The 16,226-nt window shown below is 44.6% G+C and carries 17 protein-coding genes and 3 tRNA genes; 1 reads left to right on the forward strand and 19 read right to left on the reverse strand.

All coding sequences use genetic code 11. From position 1 onward, the window contains the following. Positions 1-245 precede the first annotated feature (245 nt). The 9 genes from rplL to CCS41_RS10525 form a co-directional block, all read right to left on the reverse strand. Positions 246-614 carry a 50S ribosomal protein L7/L12 gene (rplL, locus tag CCS41_RS10480; RefSeq protein WP_072550084.1) on the reverse strand — a complete coding sequence of 123 codons (369 nt, stop codon included), beginning with the start codon at positions 612-614 and terminating at the stop codon, positions 246-248. A gap of 63 nt (positions 615-677) precedes the next feature. Continuing rightward, on the reverse strand, positions 678-1,175 hold the full coding sequence (gene rplJ / locus CCS41_RS10485; protein ID WP_072550085.1) for a 50S ribosomal protein L10: 498 nt from the start codon (positions 1,173-1,175) through the stop codon (positions 678-680). Positions 1,176-1,428: 253 nt separating this feature from the next. Continuing rightward, positions 1,429-2,127 (reverse strand): 50S ribosomal protein L1, encoded by a 699-nt coding sequence (gene rplA / locus CCS41_RS10495; RefSeq protein ID WP_072550086.1) that lies wholly within the window; start codon positions 2,125-2,127, stop codon positions 1,429-1,431. Between the two features lie 4 nt (positions 2,128-2,131). After that, complete coding sequence (gene rplK, locus CCS41_RS10500; RefSeq protein ID WP_072550087.1) at positions 2,132-2,560, reverse strand: 50S ribosomal protein L11; 429 nt, start codon at positions 2,558-2,560, stop codon at positions 2,132-2,134. A 208-nt stretch (positions 2,561-2,768) separates the two neighbouring features. Next, on the reverse strand, positions 2,769-3,317 hold the full coding sequence (nusG, locus tag CCS41_RS10505; RefSeq protein ID WP_072550088.1) for a transcription termination/antitermination protein NusG: 549 nt from the start codon (positions 3,315-3,317) through the stop codon (positions 2,769-2,771). 4 nt (positions 3,318-3,321) lie between these two features. Then, complete coding sequence (gene secE / locus CCS41_RS10510; protein WP_072550117.1) at positions 3,322-3,705, reverse strand: preprotein translocase subunit SecE; 384 nt, start codon at positions 3,703-3,705, stop codon at positions 3,322-3,324. A 199-nt stretch (positions 3,706-3,904) separates the two neighbouring features. Continuing rightward, positions 3,905-3,979 (reverse strand) — tRNA-Gly (locus tag CCS41_RS10515). Positions 3,980-4,006: 27 nt separating this feature from the next. Next, positions 4,007-4,091: transfer RNA gene (locus CCS41_RS10520), tRNA-Tyr, on the reverse strand. Positions 4,092-4,108: 17 nt separating this feature from the next. Next, a tRNA-Thr gene (locus tag CCS41_RS10525) sits at positions 4,109-4,184 on the reverse strand. Between the two features lie 368 nt (positions 4,185-4,552). On the opposite strand from CCS41_RS10525, the gene xseA reads away from it, so the two are divergent. Beyond that, entirely contained in the window at positions 4,553-5,917 is a 1,365-nt protein-coding gene (gene xseA / locus CCS41_RS10535; RefSeq protein ID WP_072550090.1) for an exodeoxyribonuclease VII large subunit, read from the forward strand. Here the strand turns inward: xseA and der are convergent. The 10 genes from der to ndk form a co-directional block, all read right to left on the reverse strand. Beyond that, a complete protein-coding gene (gene der, locus CCS41_RS10540; protein WP_072550091.1) occupies positions 5,903-7,378 on the reverse strand; it encodes a ribosome biogenesis GTPase Der in 1,476 nt (491 codons plus the stop codon). The genes xseA and der overlap by 15 nt on opposite strands. A 56-nt stretch (positions 7,379-7,434) precedes the next feature. Further along, on the reverse strand, positions 7,435-8,625 hold the full coding sequence (gene bamB, locus CCS41_RS10545) for an outer membrane protein assembly factor BamB (RefSeq protein WP_072550092.1): 1,191 nt from the start codon (positions 8,623-8,625) through the stop codon (positions 7,435-7,437). A 205-nt stretch (positions 8,626-8,830) separates the two neighbouring features. Continuing rightward, positions 8,831-9,484 carry a YfgM family protein gene (locus CCS41_RS10550; RefSeq protein WP_072550093.1) on the reverse strand — a complete coding sequence of 218 codons (654 nt, stop codon included), beginning with the start codon at positions 9,482-9,484 and terminating at the stop codon, positions 8,831-8,833. Between the two features lie 182 nt (positions 9,485-9,666). Continuing rightward, positions 9,667-10,944, reverse strand: coding sequence for a histidine--tRNA ligase (hisS, locus tag CCS41_RS10555; protein ID WP_072550094.1), 1,278 nt, complete (start codon positions 10,942-10,944; stop codon positions 9,667-9,669). A gap of 61 nt (positions 10,945-11,005) precedes the next feature. Beyond that, positions 11,006-12,145, reverse strand: a complete 1,140-nt coding sequence (gene ispG, locus CCS41_RS10560) for a flavodoxin-dependent (E)-4-hydroxy-3-methylbut-2-enyl-diphosphate synthase (RefSeq protein WP_072550095.1) — start codon at positions 12,143-12,145, stop codon at positions 11,006-11,008. A gap of 41 nt (positions 12,146-12,186) precedes the next feature. Continuing rightward, complete coding sequence (rodZ, locus tag CCS41_RS10565; RefSeq protein WP_420866966.1) at positions 12,187-12,957, reverse strand: cytoskeleton protein RodZ; 771 nt, start codon at positions 12,955-12,957, stop codon at positions 12,187-12,189. 14 nt (positions 12,958-12,971) lie between these two features. Beyond that, the gene (locus CCS41_RS17775; RefSeq protein WP_420866967.1) at positions 12,972-13,244 is read right to left on the reverse strand and encodes a helix-turn-helix domain-containing protein; all 273 of its coding nucleotides are present in this window, start codon (positions 13,242-13,244) and stop codon (positions 12,972-12,974) included. Then, positions 13,234-13,980, reverse strand: coding sequence for a type IV pilus biogenesis/stability protein PilW (gene pilW / locus CCS41_RS10570; protein ID WP_072550097.1), 747 nt, complete (start codon positions 13,978-13,980; stop codon positions 13,234-13,236). Before pilW ends, CCS41_RS17775 begins: the two co-directional genes overlap by 11 nt. A gap of 528 nt (positions 13,981-14,508) precedes the next feature. After that, positions 14,509-15,702: a dual-specificity RNA methyltransferase RlmN gene (gene rlmN, locus CCS41_RS10575; RefSeq protein ID WP_072550098.1), complete on the reverse strand. Its 1,194-nt coding sequence runs from the start codon at positions 15,700-15,702 to the stop codon at positions 14,509-14,511. 64 nt (positions 15,703-15,766) lie between these two features. Next, positions 15,767-16,195 carry a nucleoside-diphosphate kinase gene (ndk, locus tag CCS41_RS10580; protein WP_072550099.1) on the reverse strand — a complete coding sequence of 143 codons (429 nt, stop codon included), beginning with the start codon at positions 16,193-16,195 and terminating at the stop codon, positions 15,767-15,769. Positions 16,196-16,226 lie beyond the last annotated feature (31 nt).

The following is a 16,226-nucleotide window of genomic DNA, read 5'->3' on the forward strand; positions in this document are numbered from 1 at the left end:
GAAACATTTTCCGTCATATTTTTGTCTACCACTCTTAAATCATTTCATTGTGTTGCCTACCGAGCTTACCTCAGTGGGTCGTAGCTGAGAACACAGTATATTAAGTCGTCGATAAAAAAATATTGGCGTAGCCAGAAGACGAACAACATGCAACTTTGCTCAGTCTTAACAGCGCAAAAAGGCTGATGACAAAGAATCACCAGCCGTCAGCCTATCAAGCCAGACTGCAAACTAAAAAACTCAGCTTACTTAAGATCAACCGTAGCACCCACCTCTTCAAGCTGTTTTTTCAGTTCTTCAGCCTCTTTTTTATCGATAGCTTCCTTCACTGTCGTTGGAGCAGCTTCTACCATATCTTTCGCTTCTTTCAAACCCAAGCCAGTTGCAGAACGTACCGCTTTAATAACCGCAACTTTATTTGCCCCAAAAGAGGTCATGACAACATCAAATTCAGTTTTTTCTTCTACCGCCTCAACAGGACCCGCAGGGCCAGCCATCACAGCAGCAGCAGCAGAAACACCAAATTTCTCTTCCATAGCGGAGATCAATTCAACGATTTCCATTACTTTTAATTCTGCAATTGCATCCAAAATTTGTTCTTTACTCATAGACATAACAAGTGTTCCTAAAATACAGAAATAGTTTATACGTTAAAAAGCAGCACGGAGAAGGAGCGATTAAGCCGCTTCTTTCTGATCGCGCAATGCAGCCAGAGTACGAACCAGTTTGCCTGCAGAGGCTTCTTTCATGGTTGCCATCAGACGTGAGATTGCTTCTTCGTAGGTTGGTAAGGTTGCCAAACGGTCAATCTGTGTAGCTGGGATTAACTCGCCTTCAAAGGCTGCAGCTTTAACCTCAAATTTTGCATTTCCCTTAGCAAACTCTTTAAACAAACGAGCAGCAACACCCGGATGCTCAGAGGAAAATGCAATTAAGGTTGGACCAACGAAGGTGTCTTTCAAACACTCGAATGAAGTATCCAGAACAGCGCGGCGCATCAAGGTGTTACGAACAACACGCATATATACGCCAGCCTCACGACCTGCTTTACGCAGTTCAGTCATTTTATCTACGGTAACGCCACGTGAATCGGCAACAACCGCAGAAAGCGCTCCTTTGGCTACTTCCCTGACTTTAGCAACGATCTCCTCTTTTTTTTGAAGATTTAATGCCATTAGCTTTTTGCTCCTGGATTAGCGGAAAAATATCCCCGTATACTCACATCATCCCAACCACAAATAAGATTGAGACAGTGAGGCGTCTAAACACGGCGAGCAGAATTCAGCAAAGAAGCTTGAGAATCTGCCACCGTCTATGCAGGAAATTAAGTATTTTTCAATACACCTGCGGTCTTGGACGGAGGCTTGGATAGGCCAAGCTCCGAATTACATGATCTAGCAATTAATCAACTTAGCAATTAATTCGTCATTACAGAGCAGCCAGATCGCTTTGATCGATAGCAACACCTGCACCCATAGTAGTGGACAAACTAATTTTCTTGATATAAACACCCTTCGCCGTGGCAGGTTTAGCTTTTTTCAGCGCCACAACCAAAGATTCTAAATTTTCTCTCAACGCAGCAGTATCAAAGTCGGCCTTACCAATAGTGGTATGGATAATTCCGTTTTTATCATTGCGGTAACGAACTTGACCTGCTTTAGCGTTTTTCACCGCTTCTACAACATTAGGCGTTACAGTGCCAACTTTAGGGTTAGGCATCAGACCACGTGGACCCAGAATTTGTCCTAATTGACCAACAACACGCATTGCATCAGGGGAAGCAATGACGACGTCAAAGTCCATTTCACCTTCTTTGATTTTATCAGCTAAATCATCCATTCCTACCAGTTCAGCACCTGCATCTTTCGCGGCGTCAGCAGCAGCGCCTTGAGCAAATACAGCAACACGTATTGAACGACCAGTACCATGTGGTAGAACAGTGGCACCACGAACGTTTTGATCAGATTTACGTGCATCAATACCGAGATTAACGGCAACGTCCATGCTCTCTACAAATTTAGCAACAGCCAGCTCTTTAAGCAGAGCAAAGGCTTCATCAATACTATAGTTTTTGGTAACATCAACTTTGTCACGGATCATCCGCATACGTTTGGTTAGCTTGGCCATTTCATCATCCCTCTACTACCAAACCCATAGAACGGGCGGTACCTTCAATAGAGCGCACCATAGCACCGATATCAGCACCTGTCATATCCGCAGCTTTAGTCTGTGCGATTTCAAGAATCTGGGCACTGGTCACCTTACCTACTTTTTCTGAGTTCGGCTTACCGGAGCCAGACTTAACACCCGCTGCTTTTTTCAGCAAAACTGCAGCTGGCGGAGTTTTAGTAACAAACGTGAAAGAGCGATCAGAATACACAGTAATAACAACAGGGATAGGCAAGCCCTTTTCAATACCTTCAGTTCTGGCATTAAACGCTTTGCAAAACTCCATAATGTTAACACCCTGCTGCCCCAAAGCTGGCCCTACTGGCGGGCTCGGATTCGCCGCACCGGCCGCCACTTGCAGCTTGACATAGGCTTGTACTTTTTTAGCCATTTACCATTCCTCAATTTGGGTAGTAGCGCCTCATTTAAGGCTTCCCTTGTGCCACCTTACTTCGCTTGTCACGACCGAACAAAAGCAAGACGCTCGATATATTCTCCACCATAAAAAGCGAAGACCAGATAATAGAAACGAAAGCGCGGAATTTTATTTTAATTCCACGCCAGTAGCAATACTCAGACTTCAATATACGGCGGAAAAATCAACTTTTTTCAACTTGATTGAAACACAATTCGACCGGAGTAGAACGACCGAAGATAGAGACAGACACCTTCAGACGATTCTTGTCATACTCGACTTCTTCAACAATACCACTAAAATCGGCAAAGGGACCGTCATTAACACGCACTGATTCACCTGGTTCGAACAATACCTTCGGCCGCGGTTTATCACCTACTTGTTCCAGACGACACATTATATTCCTATATTCTTTATCACTGATAGGCGCAGGACGATCAGAAGTTCCGCCGATGAACCCCTGCACTCGAGCTACGCGCCTTACTAAGTGCCAACTAGCATCATTCATCTGCATATGTACAAGCACATAGCCAGGGAAAAGCTTACTCTCACTTTTGACACGCTGCCCGCCCGGACGTACCTCGACGACTACTTCTGCTGGCACGATTATCTCACCAAAAAGCTCCTCCAAGTTGTGCAACTTGATATGTTCACGCAACGCCACCGCTACACGCTTTTCATGACCGACAAACGTCTGAACGACGTACCAACGTTTTCTAGGTGCTTCGGACATCTTTTTAAAACCTCAGGCCAGTAATAAACGATACCAGACGGACAAGAATACCATCAAGCCCCCAAAGAATCAGCGACATCACGGTAGTTACTGCAGCAACAACCAGGGTGGTTTGCAGTGTTTCCTGCCGCGTAGGCCAAATCACCTTACGCATTTCAGTACGCGCTTCACGAGCAAAGGCAATAGTGGCTTTGCCCTTTACCGTCACCAACACCACAGCACCAGCAATCGCGATAATAACCAGTACTGCCAACGCACGCAGTGGCAAAGTAACATCACGGTAATAGTAATTACCGACAACAGCCACAATTAACAATACGGCAACAACAGACCATTTAATCGTTTCTAAACCGCTACGGCTACCTTGAGCTTGTATATTCACACTCATAAACCAACCCGTCATTTTAAATCAAACAAACCCTAATGTAACAACTTCGGCGATTGTATCACACTTACAAAGACAGAGCAGTCATCTTCAATCGATCGACAAACACGGACAATAGTGACATAAAATTGGGAGGAGCTGATACTAGACTGATGCAGAGGCGCGACGCTACGCACTACTTACCAATAGGCATAATACAATCTGGAGCGGGCAGTGGGAATCGAACCCACGTCATCAGCTTGGAAGGCTGAGGTAATAGCCATTATACGATGCCCGCAGAAGCACTGAGTAGAAAAATCAAATCTGGTGGTGGGAGAAGGATTCGAACCTTCGAAGTCGATGACGGCAGATTTACAGTCTGCTCCCTTTGGCCGCTCGGGAACCCCACCTACATTTAGAATCTGAATGGTGCCGGCACCAAGAGTCGAACTCGGGACCTACTGATTACAAGTCAGTTGCTCTACCAACTGAGCTATGCCGGCATCAAGTGGAGCGCATTCTAGGCAGTGTGAACGCGCTATGCAACAAAAAAATTATTTTACGGATTCTTTTGCCTGTAAAACGAACAAACATTTATTAATTGGTGATTTATCAGGCGGAATTAGTGCCTTTTCTTCACCGCCGATCTTTTCAGAAAAATTTTGTACTCTTTTTAGTGTCCAAGTGTATCAAACCAGAATATCCTACATACTCATTTGACCTGAAGATATTGGTTTTTGTGTTTAGAAAAATATTATCAATTTTCAGTAAAAATCATCATGTTGTGCGCTATTAAATAATCTAATTGTTCCAATGTTTTAAATGGTGATGAGTATAGAAGGTGTTTACTTTGGAATTCTCTAGCGCTTATATGTCGTCAATTTTTACTGTCAGTCACCTTAATCAAAGCGTGCGGCAACTGTTGGAAGTCGAAATAGGTCAAATTTGGCTAAGTGCCGAAATTTCCAATTTCTCACAGCCCTCTTCTGGTCACTGGTATTTCACTTTGAAAGACGATCATGCACAGGTACGTTGTGCCATGTTCCGTAACTGTAATCGTCGGAGTGTTGTTAAACCCCAAAACGGTCAGCAGGTACTTGTCAGAGCATCGATCACCGTATACGAACCTAGAGGTGAGTACCAACTGATCATCGAGAGTATGCAGAGCGCAGGTGAGGGTGTATTACAACACAAATTTGAACAACTTAAACAACGTTTAATCACCGAAGGAATATTTGACCAAAACCACAAGCGACGACTACCCAGCCCAGTTAAGCAAGTTGGCGTCATTACTTCTGTCAGCGGTGCAGTTTTACATGATGTTTTACAAATATTACAACGTCGTGATCCCTCACTGCCTGTGGTGATTTACCCCACCGCCGTGCAAGGTACCGATGCACCACTACAAATTGTCAGAGCAATCGAAATCGCTAATCAGAGAGCAGAGTGTGACCTGTTAATTCTGAGTCGTGGTGGCGGCTCCCTGGAGGATTTATCGAGTTTCAACGATGAACGGGTCGCGCGCGCTATTTTTAATAGCCATATCGTGATAGTCAGTGCCGTCGGCCATGAAACCGATGTTACCATTGCCGATTTTGTCGCCGATTTACGTGCACCAACCCCTTCGGCTGCCGCTGAATTAGTGAGCCGTAACCAGTTGGAGTTGATACGCCAACTACAAGTTCAACGACAACACATAGAAGTGGCGATGGATTATTATCTGGCACAATGCCATCAGCGATTTACCACACTTAATCATCATCTACAACAGCAACATCCACAATTACGGTTGGCACATCAACAAAACCTGTTAACCAAGCTACAAAACAGGCTGGAGAATGGCGTAGCCAGACAAATTCTCCTGCCGTTACAACGCATGGATCGGCTACAACAACGCCTAGCACAGCTGCCACTACCAAGGATAATTCATGGTTATCAGCAACAAATACAACGGCAATCGTATCGCCTTAAACAAGCCTTACAACACCAACTGCATTGCTATCGCCAACGTTTTGGTATTGCTTGTTCCCAACTGGAAGCCGTCAGCCCGTTAGCCACCTTGTCACGTGGTTATAATGTGACACAAACTCCAGCAGGCACGGTATTAAAAACAACCCAGCAGGTACAAACAGGTGATAAATTAATTACTTGCTTGCAAGATGGTTGGGTAGAAAGTGAAGTCACACAAATTAATACCACCCCAAAAATGCGTCGAAACAAGTTATTTTTTCTTTAGATGTGATTGCAAGCGCTTACGTTTACGCATTTGGTTTGGTGTTAAGCTATTGCGTTTGCCCGCAAAGGGATTATCGCCTTCTTTAAATTGAATGCGGATCGGTGTCCCCATCACTTTTAATGAGCGACGAAAATAGTTCATCAAATAACGTTTATATGTATCAGTTAACTCTGCCACTTGATTACCGTGGATCACTACAATAGGCGGATTATAGCCCCCGGCATGAGCGTACTTAAGTTTCACACGGCGACCACGAACCAGCGGCGGCTGATGTTCTTCTTCTGCCATCTGCATAATTCGGGTCAGTAACGAGGTGTTAACCCGTTTAGTTGAACAGTCATAGGCTTCCTGTACCGAAGTGAACAAATCACCAACACCACTCCCCCGTAAAGCAGAGATAAAATGGACACGGGCAAAATCGATAAAACCTAAACGTAGATTAAGCATATCTTTCAATTGGTTACGATCTTCTGGCTTCATACCATCCCATTTATTCACCACAATCACCAACGAGCGACCACTGTTAAGGATAAAACCCAGCAAAGAAAGATCCTGATCAGAAATGCCATCACGAGCATCAATGACCAGCAGCACAACATTAGAATCTTCAATCGCTTTCAATGTTTTGATCACTGAAAATTTTTCAACGGTTTCCGTCACCTTGCCACGTTTACGTACACCCGCAGTATCAATGAGAACATATTCACGTTCACCCCGAACCATCGGAATATAAATACTGTCACGTGTAGTACCTGGCATATCATACACCACCACTCTTTCCTCACCCAAAATACGGTTAGTGAGTGTCGATTTACCTACATTAGGACGTCCAACGATAGCCAGTTTAATCGGCAAATCCTGTGGATTGAAATCGTCTTCTGGCTCTTCTTCATGATGCTGTTTTTCTTGCTCAAGCCAATAAGAGGCGTTAAGTTGTTCTTCAGTCAATGCCGATTCAGGTTTTTCAATGGTAATAAACGGTGCCATAACCCGTTCTATCAACTGGATAATACCACGTCCATGAGAGGCCGCAATCGCATGAATTTCACCCAGACCCAACGAGTAAAAATCGGCTATAGCACTATCAGGATCGACACCATCTGTTTTATTGACAAGCAAATAAGTCGCTTTTTTTCGGTTGCGTAAATGTTGAGCAATGCCTTTATCCGCAGGGATCAATCCAGATCGACCATCCACCATAAAGAATACGATGTCAGCCTCTTCAATCGCCAATAGGGATTGCCCTGCCATTCGTGTCTCAACACCCTCTTCTGTGCCATCGATACCACCCGTATCGATAACAATAAACTCATGCCCTTCCAATTCAGCACGACCATATTTACGATCACGTGTTAACCCTGGAAAATCAGCGACCAATGCATCACGAGTGCGTGTTAAACGGTTAAATAACGTGGATTTACCCACATTTGGGCGCCCAACTAGCGCGATAACAGGTATCATTTGTTGAAGCCTTATGGTCTTACACAGGGTAAATGTTGTCAGGGATCCATAATCTGTCAATCAGGGATACCGGTAAAGGCGTAAACTGTGCCGTTTTTGCTTTGTATAATCAGTTTATTATCAACAACTAACGGTGTACTGAGAAAACCAGAGCTATCCACCTGCTGTTGTGCCACAAAACGACCATCTTCTTTATTTAGCCAATGTAAATATCCTTTACTGTCACCCACAACCAAATAATTGTTATACATGGCCGGTGAAGTCAGATTGCGATGTAATAAATCGCTTTGGTTCCAAACGGTAACACCACCATTCGATTGCAGTGCCATAATACGATCATTTTGATCAACCAAATAAATACGCCCCATATTGACGATAAAATCATCGACTGACCCCATCTCGCGTTGCCACAAAATTTGCCCCGAACGCAGATCCAATGCCGTCAGATTACCGTTATAGGCCAATGCGTAGACGATACCCTCCACCACCACCGGACTCATATCCACATCACTCAAGCGATCAATTTCGGTAGCACCCGTTATCTGGGAAATGTGTTGCTGCCAAATTAGCTGGCCTTGTTCTATCATCACGGCACTGACACGACCATTATCACCGCCAACAATAGCAGCACCCATTGCCACGGTCGGCGTTGATTCACCACGTAACGAAAGCAATGGCATATCCAAATTCAATGTCCATTTAATAGTACCGTCCGCCCGGTTTAACGCCTGTAACATACCATTACTGGTGTGGATCAGTAGTAAATCGTCGCTGACCACCGGACGAGATAAGACTTCACCAGCGACAGCACTTTGCCAAACGAGCTTGCCATCAGAGGTATTCAACGCATACACTCGTGCTTCTTCACTGCCAACATAGAGATGAGAATCGGCTACCGTTAGGCCTCCCGATAACATCGCTGATCGATCATTGCCAAGGAAATGAGTTTTTTCCGCCAGATTAACCCGCCAAATTTGTTTACCACTGTTTACCTCCATTGCCTGCACCAAACCTTTACGATCAGCGGCAAATATTGACGAACCCTGCCAAGTCGGGTGTAAACGAGAATAATAACCGGCAACACCACTACCCACAGAGACACTCCACATTTTATCAGGAGTGAATTGATTGGTAACTTTTGGTAGAGGCGATAGAACTGCCATCTCGTCTTCACTATTAAGCAGTGAACAACCACTCAAAAAAATAACTGATACCAGTCCTGATAAAAGTGTTTTACGCAATCGCATGAGAATTCCCCTTTAAAACCTTTTCGAAATCTATTAGGCTCGCTGATGTTTCGTCAAAAATGATATCAAGATAGATTTCCTTGCAAAACCGTGACCAGTGCTGCGAAGTCAAGGCGCCTGGAGCGCAGCAACTGCAACGTACAGGCAAACATATGAAGATTGCGAGCACCACGTAACGCAGAATTTACAGCACCTGGATAGACTGTCAGTCAGACAGATCATCTAACTTCAAGCGCAACAATACTTGCAGTGCCTGAGAAGCATTGGACTCGATACCCTTAGTGTAAGCCGCACGTGCCGCCACGATATCCCCCTTACTCAAAAATAAGTCACCCCGTATATCTTCAGCCATTGCCATCCAACCTTCACCTTGTATTTTATTTAGCGTTTTTAATGCTGTGTCTGGTTTTTTCAACTGTGACTGTAATCGTGCTAAACGCAGATTAATCAACGATAATAGATTTTCATCTTTCGTTTGATCCACAGCGAGAGTCAGCTGCTGTTCCGCTCTGTCAAACGCTTTTTGCTCAACAAAATAGTTTGCTAATTCTAGGGCGATGAAAACACCGTAATTATTATTATTGTCTTGAATAAATTTTTCAGCCGCAGCAACATCGTGATCTTTATCAATCGATTTTTTATCGCCAAGATCTTTATCACGAGGAAACAACGCTTCACTCACCTGTTGATAGGAAAAAGAAGCCGCCTTTAATGTTGTATTCTGATGGTTTTGCCAATAGTGCCAGCCAATTAAAACACTGATGCCAAGCACCACACTCACAACCAGCACCCTAATATTTTCACTAAAAAAACGGCGTACTGCATCAGCTTGGTCATTTGCAGTGGTATAAATTTCCACGATATATTTCCTCCTTAGAAGCTGTTAGAAATCTTTTGTGCTCGCCGTGTTTTGGTCAAGTCATTCGTCAAAAATGAGCTCAACATGCTCATTTACTCCCTTTTGCATACAAAGAATAAACTGTGCTTTTTCGCCTATTTTTTCCTCTTCTGAGCACAGCGAAAAAGATTTGGAACAGACTCTTAAGCCAACAGCGTCACGAGACGTGAAACAACATCAACCAGTGCTAATGTTTCTTGTTCACCGGTACTGAGATTTTTCAGTCCCACTCGCTTAGCGGCAAGTTCATCTTTGCCAAGTACTAGAACGAAACGTGCCCCATACTTATTCGCACGAGTAAATTGCTTTGCCATTCTACCACCACGGTGATCGGTCATTAATTTCAAATGAGGTATCGCATCGCGCAAAGTTTCAGACAATTGTATCGCTGCATTCAGGGTATTTTCACCCGAAACGGCAAAATATAAATCAACCACGGGTACGGTAAAGTCAGGATCAACCTTTTTAAACAGCAAGATAAGCCGTTCCAATCCGATAGCAAAACCCACTGCCGGGGTCTCCCGTCCACCCAATTGCTCCACTAATGTATCATAACGACCACCAGCACAAACTGTACCTTGCGCACCCAAGCTTTTCGTTACCCACTCAAACACCGTACGATTGTAATAATCTAATCCACGCACCAACCGGGGATTGACTCTGTATTTAATCTTTGTTTGATCTAAAAGTGCGCACAAATCTGCAAAATGCTGTTTTGATTCTTCATCGAGGTATTCAGAGAGTTGCGGGGCATCATTAAGTAATCGCTGAACATCCGGATCCTTAGTATCGAGCACCCTTAATGGATTTGTGTACATACGACGTCGACAATCTTTGTCCAGTTTATCTTGATGCACTTCTAAAAATTTTACCAGCGCTTGACGATAATCGGTTCGTGCGACCAAGGATCCAATAGAATTCAGCTCAAGTTCAACATGATCCGTAATACCCAACGCCTTCCAACAACGTGCACTTAGCAGGATCAACTCCGCATCAATACTCGAGTCAGATAAACCAAAAGCTTCTGCGCCCAACTGATAAAACTGACGATAACGCCCTTTTTGAGGGCGCTCATAGCGAAACATCGCGCCACTGTACCATAGACGTTGTTGTTGATTATAAAATAGACCATTCTCAATACCGGCACGCACACAACCCGCAGTACCTTCGGGGCGCAGCGTCAAACTTTCACCGTTGCGGTCTTCAAAGCTGTACATCTCTTTTTCTACTACATCAGTGACCTCACCGATGGCGCGTTTAAACAAGGGTGTCGCTTCTACTATCGGTAAACGTATTTCACTATAACCGTAACTTGCCAATACCTGCTGCAACACACTTTCAATTTTTTGCCACACTGCTGTTTCTGCCGGTAAGCAATCGTTCATACCACGAACAGCCTGAATATTTTCTACTTTTGCCACATCTTTTCTCTAAATATAATGGTTCAATCATCCCAAATACCGGCAACGGCTCTCTAAATTTTTAATTTCCAGATGACAGGCTGGCACACTGGTTGACCTCAATACGGTTTTTTTCATCCAATATCGCTGCTTTTGCTCGGATCTTGGCTTCAAGTTGATCAATCATATTATTATTATCAAGACGCTCTTTTTTAAGACGTACACCATCTACAAATAATCCACTTTTATTGTGTCCACCAGTTACACCAATCGTCGAAACCAAAGCTTCGCCAGGGCCATTAACCACACAACCGATAATGGAAACATCCATAGGGATGATTAAATCTTCCAATCGCTGTTCAAGCGCATTCACCGTACCAATAACGTCAAATTCCTGTCGTGAACAAGTTGGGCAAGCAATAAAGTTAATCCCTCGCGCCCGGATACGTAACGACTTGAGAATATCGAAACCCACTTTAATTTCTTCTACCGGATCGGCAGCCAGAGAAACACGCAATGTATCGCCAATACCTTCAGAGAGAAGCAATCCTAAACCTATTGCCGACTTCACCGAACCGCTACGCAATCCACCTGCCTCCGTAATGCCTAAATGCAGTGGCTGTTCGATCTTTTTTGCCAATAAACGATACGAACCTACTGCTAAAGCAACATCCGAGGCTTTGACACTGACTTTGAAGTTATGAAAATTGAGGTCTTCAAGGATCTTTACATGACGCATGGCTGATTCCACCAATGCTTCCGCTGTTGGCTCTCCGTATTTTTCCTGAATGTCTTTTTCCAAGGAACCACCATTGATACCAATGCGGATCGGGATATTCTTATCTCTAGCACAGTCGACGACCGCACGAATACGATCTGTATGACCAATGTTACCTGGATTAATACGTAAGCAATCAGCGCCATATTCCGCCACTTTCAAGGCGATACGGTAGTCAAAATGGATATCGGCTATCAGCGGAACACTGACTTGTTTCTTGATCTTCTGGAAAGCTTCCGCAGCATCCATCGTCGGCACAGAAACCCGGACGATATCTGCACCCACACGTTGCAAAGCCAGGATCTGTTCTACCGTTGCATCAATATCACTGGTCTTAGTATTGGTCATCGATTGCACAGTAATGGGAGCGTCATCACCGATCGGCACCCCACCAACATAAATCCGAGTAGATTTACGACGGCTTATAGGGGATGAATTGTGCATCACATTTTCTCCTTATACGGTAGGGTAACGATGACAGACCACTACTCTACACCAACAGTGAGACGAGCTATGCTGCCTGCCTTGATAAACTTAGCTAAATTCACACGCTCACCTTGATACTGAATACTGACTGCACTCGGCACGCCAACGGTCAGTTTATAAGGTGCCTTGCCAGATAAATTTAGTGTGGCTCCTTTTTTCTGTATGCCTCGGAACAATGTCTTACCGCTAATATCGATAACCTGTATCCAGCAATCCGCAGAAAAATTCATGAGCAAGTCGCTCTTTGATTCGAACGTGGCATCATTCGTGGATATGGATAAAGGCATCGCACTGTCTACGGAGGTTGTTCGATCCACCGCCACTGCCTCAGTGGAAGGTTCCGCCATGACTGTGTCAGATACCATAGCAATAGAGCCATTACCACTAGCACCCGTTGGAGAACCATTAAACGGCAGCAAGTTTTGCTTGGCCGCCACTGGCGTCACCCCAGCAAGGTTAGAAGCCAAAGGTACTTCATTTCTTTTGCCGCTAACAACATCACGATCGTCAGGCGGCGAAAGAGCAACGGATCCATCACCATGTGACCGTTGTGTAGTAGGCGATTGTATAACAGACGATTGTGCAGAAGGTAACGGCACAGAAGAAGACGATTGATTCACCATAGTCGTAATCTCTACCTGACGAATTTGATGATTTTGCCACCACCAAGCACAGGTTAGACCCAAAACAATCAGCACAATCAACCAGGTGAGGCCCATTAACCAGGTGTCACGTTTTTTACGTTTTTTACCTAATGAAACACCTCCCATCAAGGAAGATTTAGTTATCCCCCTGCTACATCTTTCGTGGGCAGTGGTAATAACTCATCTTCTGGGATATGAACCAGTTTGGCATAAGAACGAATATAGCCACGTTGAAACGTTGAAGCCAGATTAGCTTGCATCTTGTCTTCTTCAATCTCCCGGACCGTAGACACCCTTAGGCACAGACGTTCTGCAACAGTCTGTTCTGTTAATCCTAATGCCTGGCGAGCTCGACGCAGGCGCGCACCTGTCGTCTCTGGAACAATGTTATCTTGGCCGGTTTCAGTATTCATGGGCGAGAAAATGCTGGTACTGTTTGGATTGTGGGAAATTTCGCGCAAGCTGCTGGCCATAGCGTCGTACGCTATCCTGACGACCTGCCAATGCGGCGAAACGAATTTGTAACCATAAACTTTCAGCATTCGCTGGCAGAATATTTTGGTACACCTCTAGTAACAACTGTACTTTAGCACTGTTCCTTAGCGCCAAATGCCTTTCAGCTTCAACGAGCAACTGCTTTCCTTTACCAGGATCATACTGCAACGCACGACTTAAGCGCATCCGGGCTTGAGCATTCTGATTAGCCTGTAAAAAACAATAACCCGAATTTTCAAGACTATTTGCCACTTGACCTTCATCAGGAAACGCCGCAGATGCACTAAATTTCTGCTGTGCGGATACATACTGCCCTAAACCACACAAAAACGCACCGTAATTATTCAATACGACACCCTTTGCCGGAGCAAGTTTCATCGCCTTCTGATAGCGTAGCTCTGCCGCACGATTTTCGCCAACCCTTTGCTCATAAAGAGCCATCGCTAACTGAGCCTGATAATTCTGCGGATCAGCATGCAAAACCTTAGCAATATTCTGCCGAGCAGCATTGAAATCACCTTGCAGCAAATATTCTAGACCGAGTTGCAAACGCGTCTGCCCGGCGACCACTTGACGAGTTTTATCCTGTGATACTGAACAACCCGCTAATATGCTACTCGTTAAGTATATTGCCCACAGCCTATTTAGCTTCATGCTTTCCATCCTGTCCCTAGAGCTATATCACCCTTCAATAGACTTCTTGCAGAACCTCTGGTGCTCGTCATCTTCATATATTCGCGTCCCATGCAGTCACTGAGCGCCAGATGCCTTAACTTCGCATAACGAACTACGATTTTGCAAGAAGTCTACTCTCTTCCTCATCCTCAATAACAAGCGCAGAAAAATTTTAACACAGGTTAGATAGAAATCCGCGCCTTATCTCCTCGTCTTAATAGACTTCTTACAAAACCTACTACGTGCTATAAATTCTGCGTTACCTGGTGCTCGCAATCCTCATGTACTGTACCGTGCAGCTATTGCATGCCAAGTACCTTGACTTCGTAGCCCTCGCTACGGTTTTGCAAGAAGTCTAAGAACCTATTCCAAATCTTCTTAAGCGACGCTCAGACGAGGAAAAAATGGGCAAGAAAGCGCAGTTTACATAGAATAATGAGCATTTTGAGCCCATTTTTGACAAAGTATCAGTGAGCATAAAAGATTTCGAATAGGTTCTAACAACGTTCAAACTATTTTTATGCCGATAGTTTCAGCGGTAATTTTCTTTTTCAACGTTCGTTTTGTACGGTCAATCACCTCTCCCGCTAATTGACCACAAGCCGCGTCGATATCATCACCACGGGTTTTACGTACAATGGTAGTAAAACCATACTGCATTAACACCTTGGCAAAGCGATCCACACGGCTGTTGGAACTACGACCGTAGGGCGCACCTGGAAAAGGATTCCAGGGGATAAGATTAATCTTGCAAGGCGTATCTTTCAGGCAGTTAGCCAATTGATGGGCTTGTTCTATCCGATCGTTAATATCATCGAGCATGACGTATTCAACGGTAACACGCCCTTGGTTAGCATTAGATTTTGTTAGATAACGGCGCACAGCGGCTAAAAAAGTTGCGATATTATATTTACGGTTAATTGGCACAATTTCATCACGGATGTCATCCGTCGGGGCATGGAGAGAGATTGCCAAGGCCACATCGATCATATCACCAAGTTTATCCAACGCCGGTACGACACCAGAGGTCGATAAAGTGACACGGCGTTTAGACAGACCAAAGCCAAAATCGTCCATCATAATCTCCATCGCCGGTACCACATTATTCAGATTAAGTAACGGTTCTCCCATCCCCATCATGACGACATTGGTGATCGGACGGCGACCACTTGATTTCAAAGAGCCGATAATTTTAGCCGCACGCCATACTTGGCCGATAATTTCCGCGACTCGCAGGTTACGGTTAAATCCCTGTTGGGCGGTTGAACAGAATTTACATTCCAATGCACAACCTACCTGTGAAGAAACGCACAAGGTGGCACGGTCACCTTCCGGGATATAGACGGTTTCGATCTGCTGATCACCCACTTTAATCGCCCATTTGATAGTACCGTCCGCCGAGCGTTGCTCTTGCGCCACTTCAGGTGCGCGGATTTCTGTCATTTGTTGTAGCTTGGTGCGTAATACTTTATTGATATCGGTCATCTGCTCAAAATCATCGTAACAATAATGGTATATCCATTTCATCACTTGGTCGGCACGAAAGGGCTTTTCACCCATTCGGGCAAAAAATTCACGCAATTGTTGGCGATTTAAATCAAGTAAATTAATTTTAGCGCTAACCACAGTGGCAGTCTTGATCTGTCCAGATGGAGGCGTCACATCGGATAAAATAGGAGACGATAAAAATTGTTCGGGCATAAACGTCGTGACCTTGTTGAACGCTCCGGAAAATTAACTCATCCAGAGCGCAGAATGTTACAGATTAGCTACACGAGAAAATTTCATCTGCGGCAAAAAAATAAGCAATTTCACGTTGAGCCGATGCAACTGCATCAGAACCATGCACCGCATTAGCGGTAACACTATCAGCGAAATCAGCACGCAGCGTACCTGTCAGTGCCTGACTCGGGTCAGTCGCACCCATCATATCGCGGTGACGTTGCACCACATTTTCACCCTCCAGGACCTGGAGCATTATTGGCCCTGAGGTCATAGATGTAACCAACTCACCAAAGAATGGGCGACCTTTATGTTCCGCGTAGAAACCTTCTGCCTGATCTTGAGTTAAGTGCACCATCTTTGCTGCAATAATTTTGAATCCAGCCATCTTGAAACGCACATAAATGGCGTCAATAATATCTTTAGCAACGGCATCAGGTTTGATGATAGATAAGGTACGTTCAACAGCCATAACAACCTCTATTTGATTTTTAAGGGGATCC

It is taken from the genome of Candidatus Fukatsuia symbiotica (genome assembly GCF_003122425.1).
GTDB lineage: Bacteria > Pseudomonadota > Gammaproteobacteria > Enterobacterales > Enterobacteriaceae > Fukatsuia > Fukatsuia symbiotica.

Bases quoted from the DNA above. Each gene is read 5' to 3' on its own strand.
- rplL (WP_072550084.1), bottom strand. From the start codon at position 614: ATGTCTATGAGTAAAGAACAAATTTTGGATGCAATTGCAGAATTAAAA.
- rplJ (WP_072550085.1), bottom strand. From the start codon at position 1,175: ATGGCATTAAATCTTCAAAAAAAAGAGGAGATCGTTGCTAAAGTCAGG.
- rplA (WP_072550086.1), bottom strand. From the start codon at position 2,127: ATGGCCAAGCTAACCAAACGTATGCGGATGATCCGTGACAAAGTTGAT.
- rplK (WP_072550087.1), bottom strand. From the start codon at position 2,560: ATGGCTAAAAAAGTACAAGCCTATGTCAAGCTGCAAGTGGCGGCCGGT.
- nusG (WP_072550088.1), bottom strand. From the start codon at position 3,317: ATGTCCGAAGCACCTAGAAAACGTTGGTACGTCGTTCAGACGTTTGTC.
- secE (WP_072550117.1), bottom strand. From the start codon at position 3,705: ATGAGTGTGAATATACAAGCTCAAGGTAGCCGTAGCGGTTTAGAAACG.
- xseA (WP_072550090.1), top strand. From the start codon at position 4,553: ATGTCGTCAATTTTTACTGTCAGTCACCTTAATCAAAGCGTGCGGCAA.
- der (WP_072550091.1), bottom strand. From the start codon at position 7,378: ATGATACCTGTTATCGCGCTAGTTGGGCGCCCAAATGTGGGTAAATCC.
- bamB (WP_072550092.1), bottom strand. From the start codon at position 8,625: ATGCGATTGCGTAAAACACTTTTATCAGGACTGGTATCAGTTATTTTT.
- ispG (WP_072550095.1), bottom strand. From the start codon at position 12,145: ATGCACAATTCATCCCCTATAAGCCGTCGTAAATCTACTCGGATTTAT.
- rodZ (WP_420866966.1), bottom strand. From the start codon at position 12,957: ATGGGAGGTGTTTCATTAGGTAAAAAACGTAAAAAACGTGACACCTGG.
- CCS41_RS17775 (WP_420866967.1), bottom strand. From the start codon at position 13,244: ATGAATACTGAAACCGGCCAAGATAACATTGTTCCAGAGACGACAGGT.
- pilW (WP_072550097.1), bottom strand. From the start codon at position 13,980: ATGAAGCTAAATAGGCTGTGGGCAATATACTTAACGAGTAGCATATTA.
- rlmN (WP_072550098.1), bottom strand. From the start codon at position 15,702: ATGCCCGAACAATTTTTATCGTCTCCTATTTTATCCGATGTGACGCCT.
- ndk (WP_072550099.1), bottom strand. From the start codon at position 16,195: ATGGCTGTTGAACGTACCTTATCTATCATCAAACCTGATGCCGTTGCT.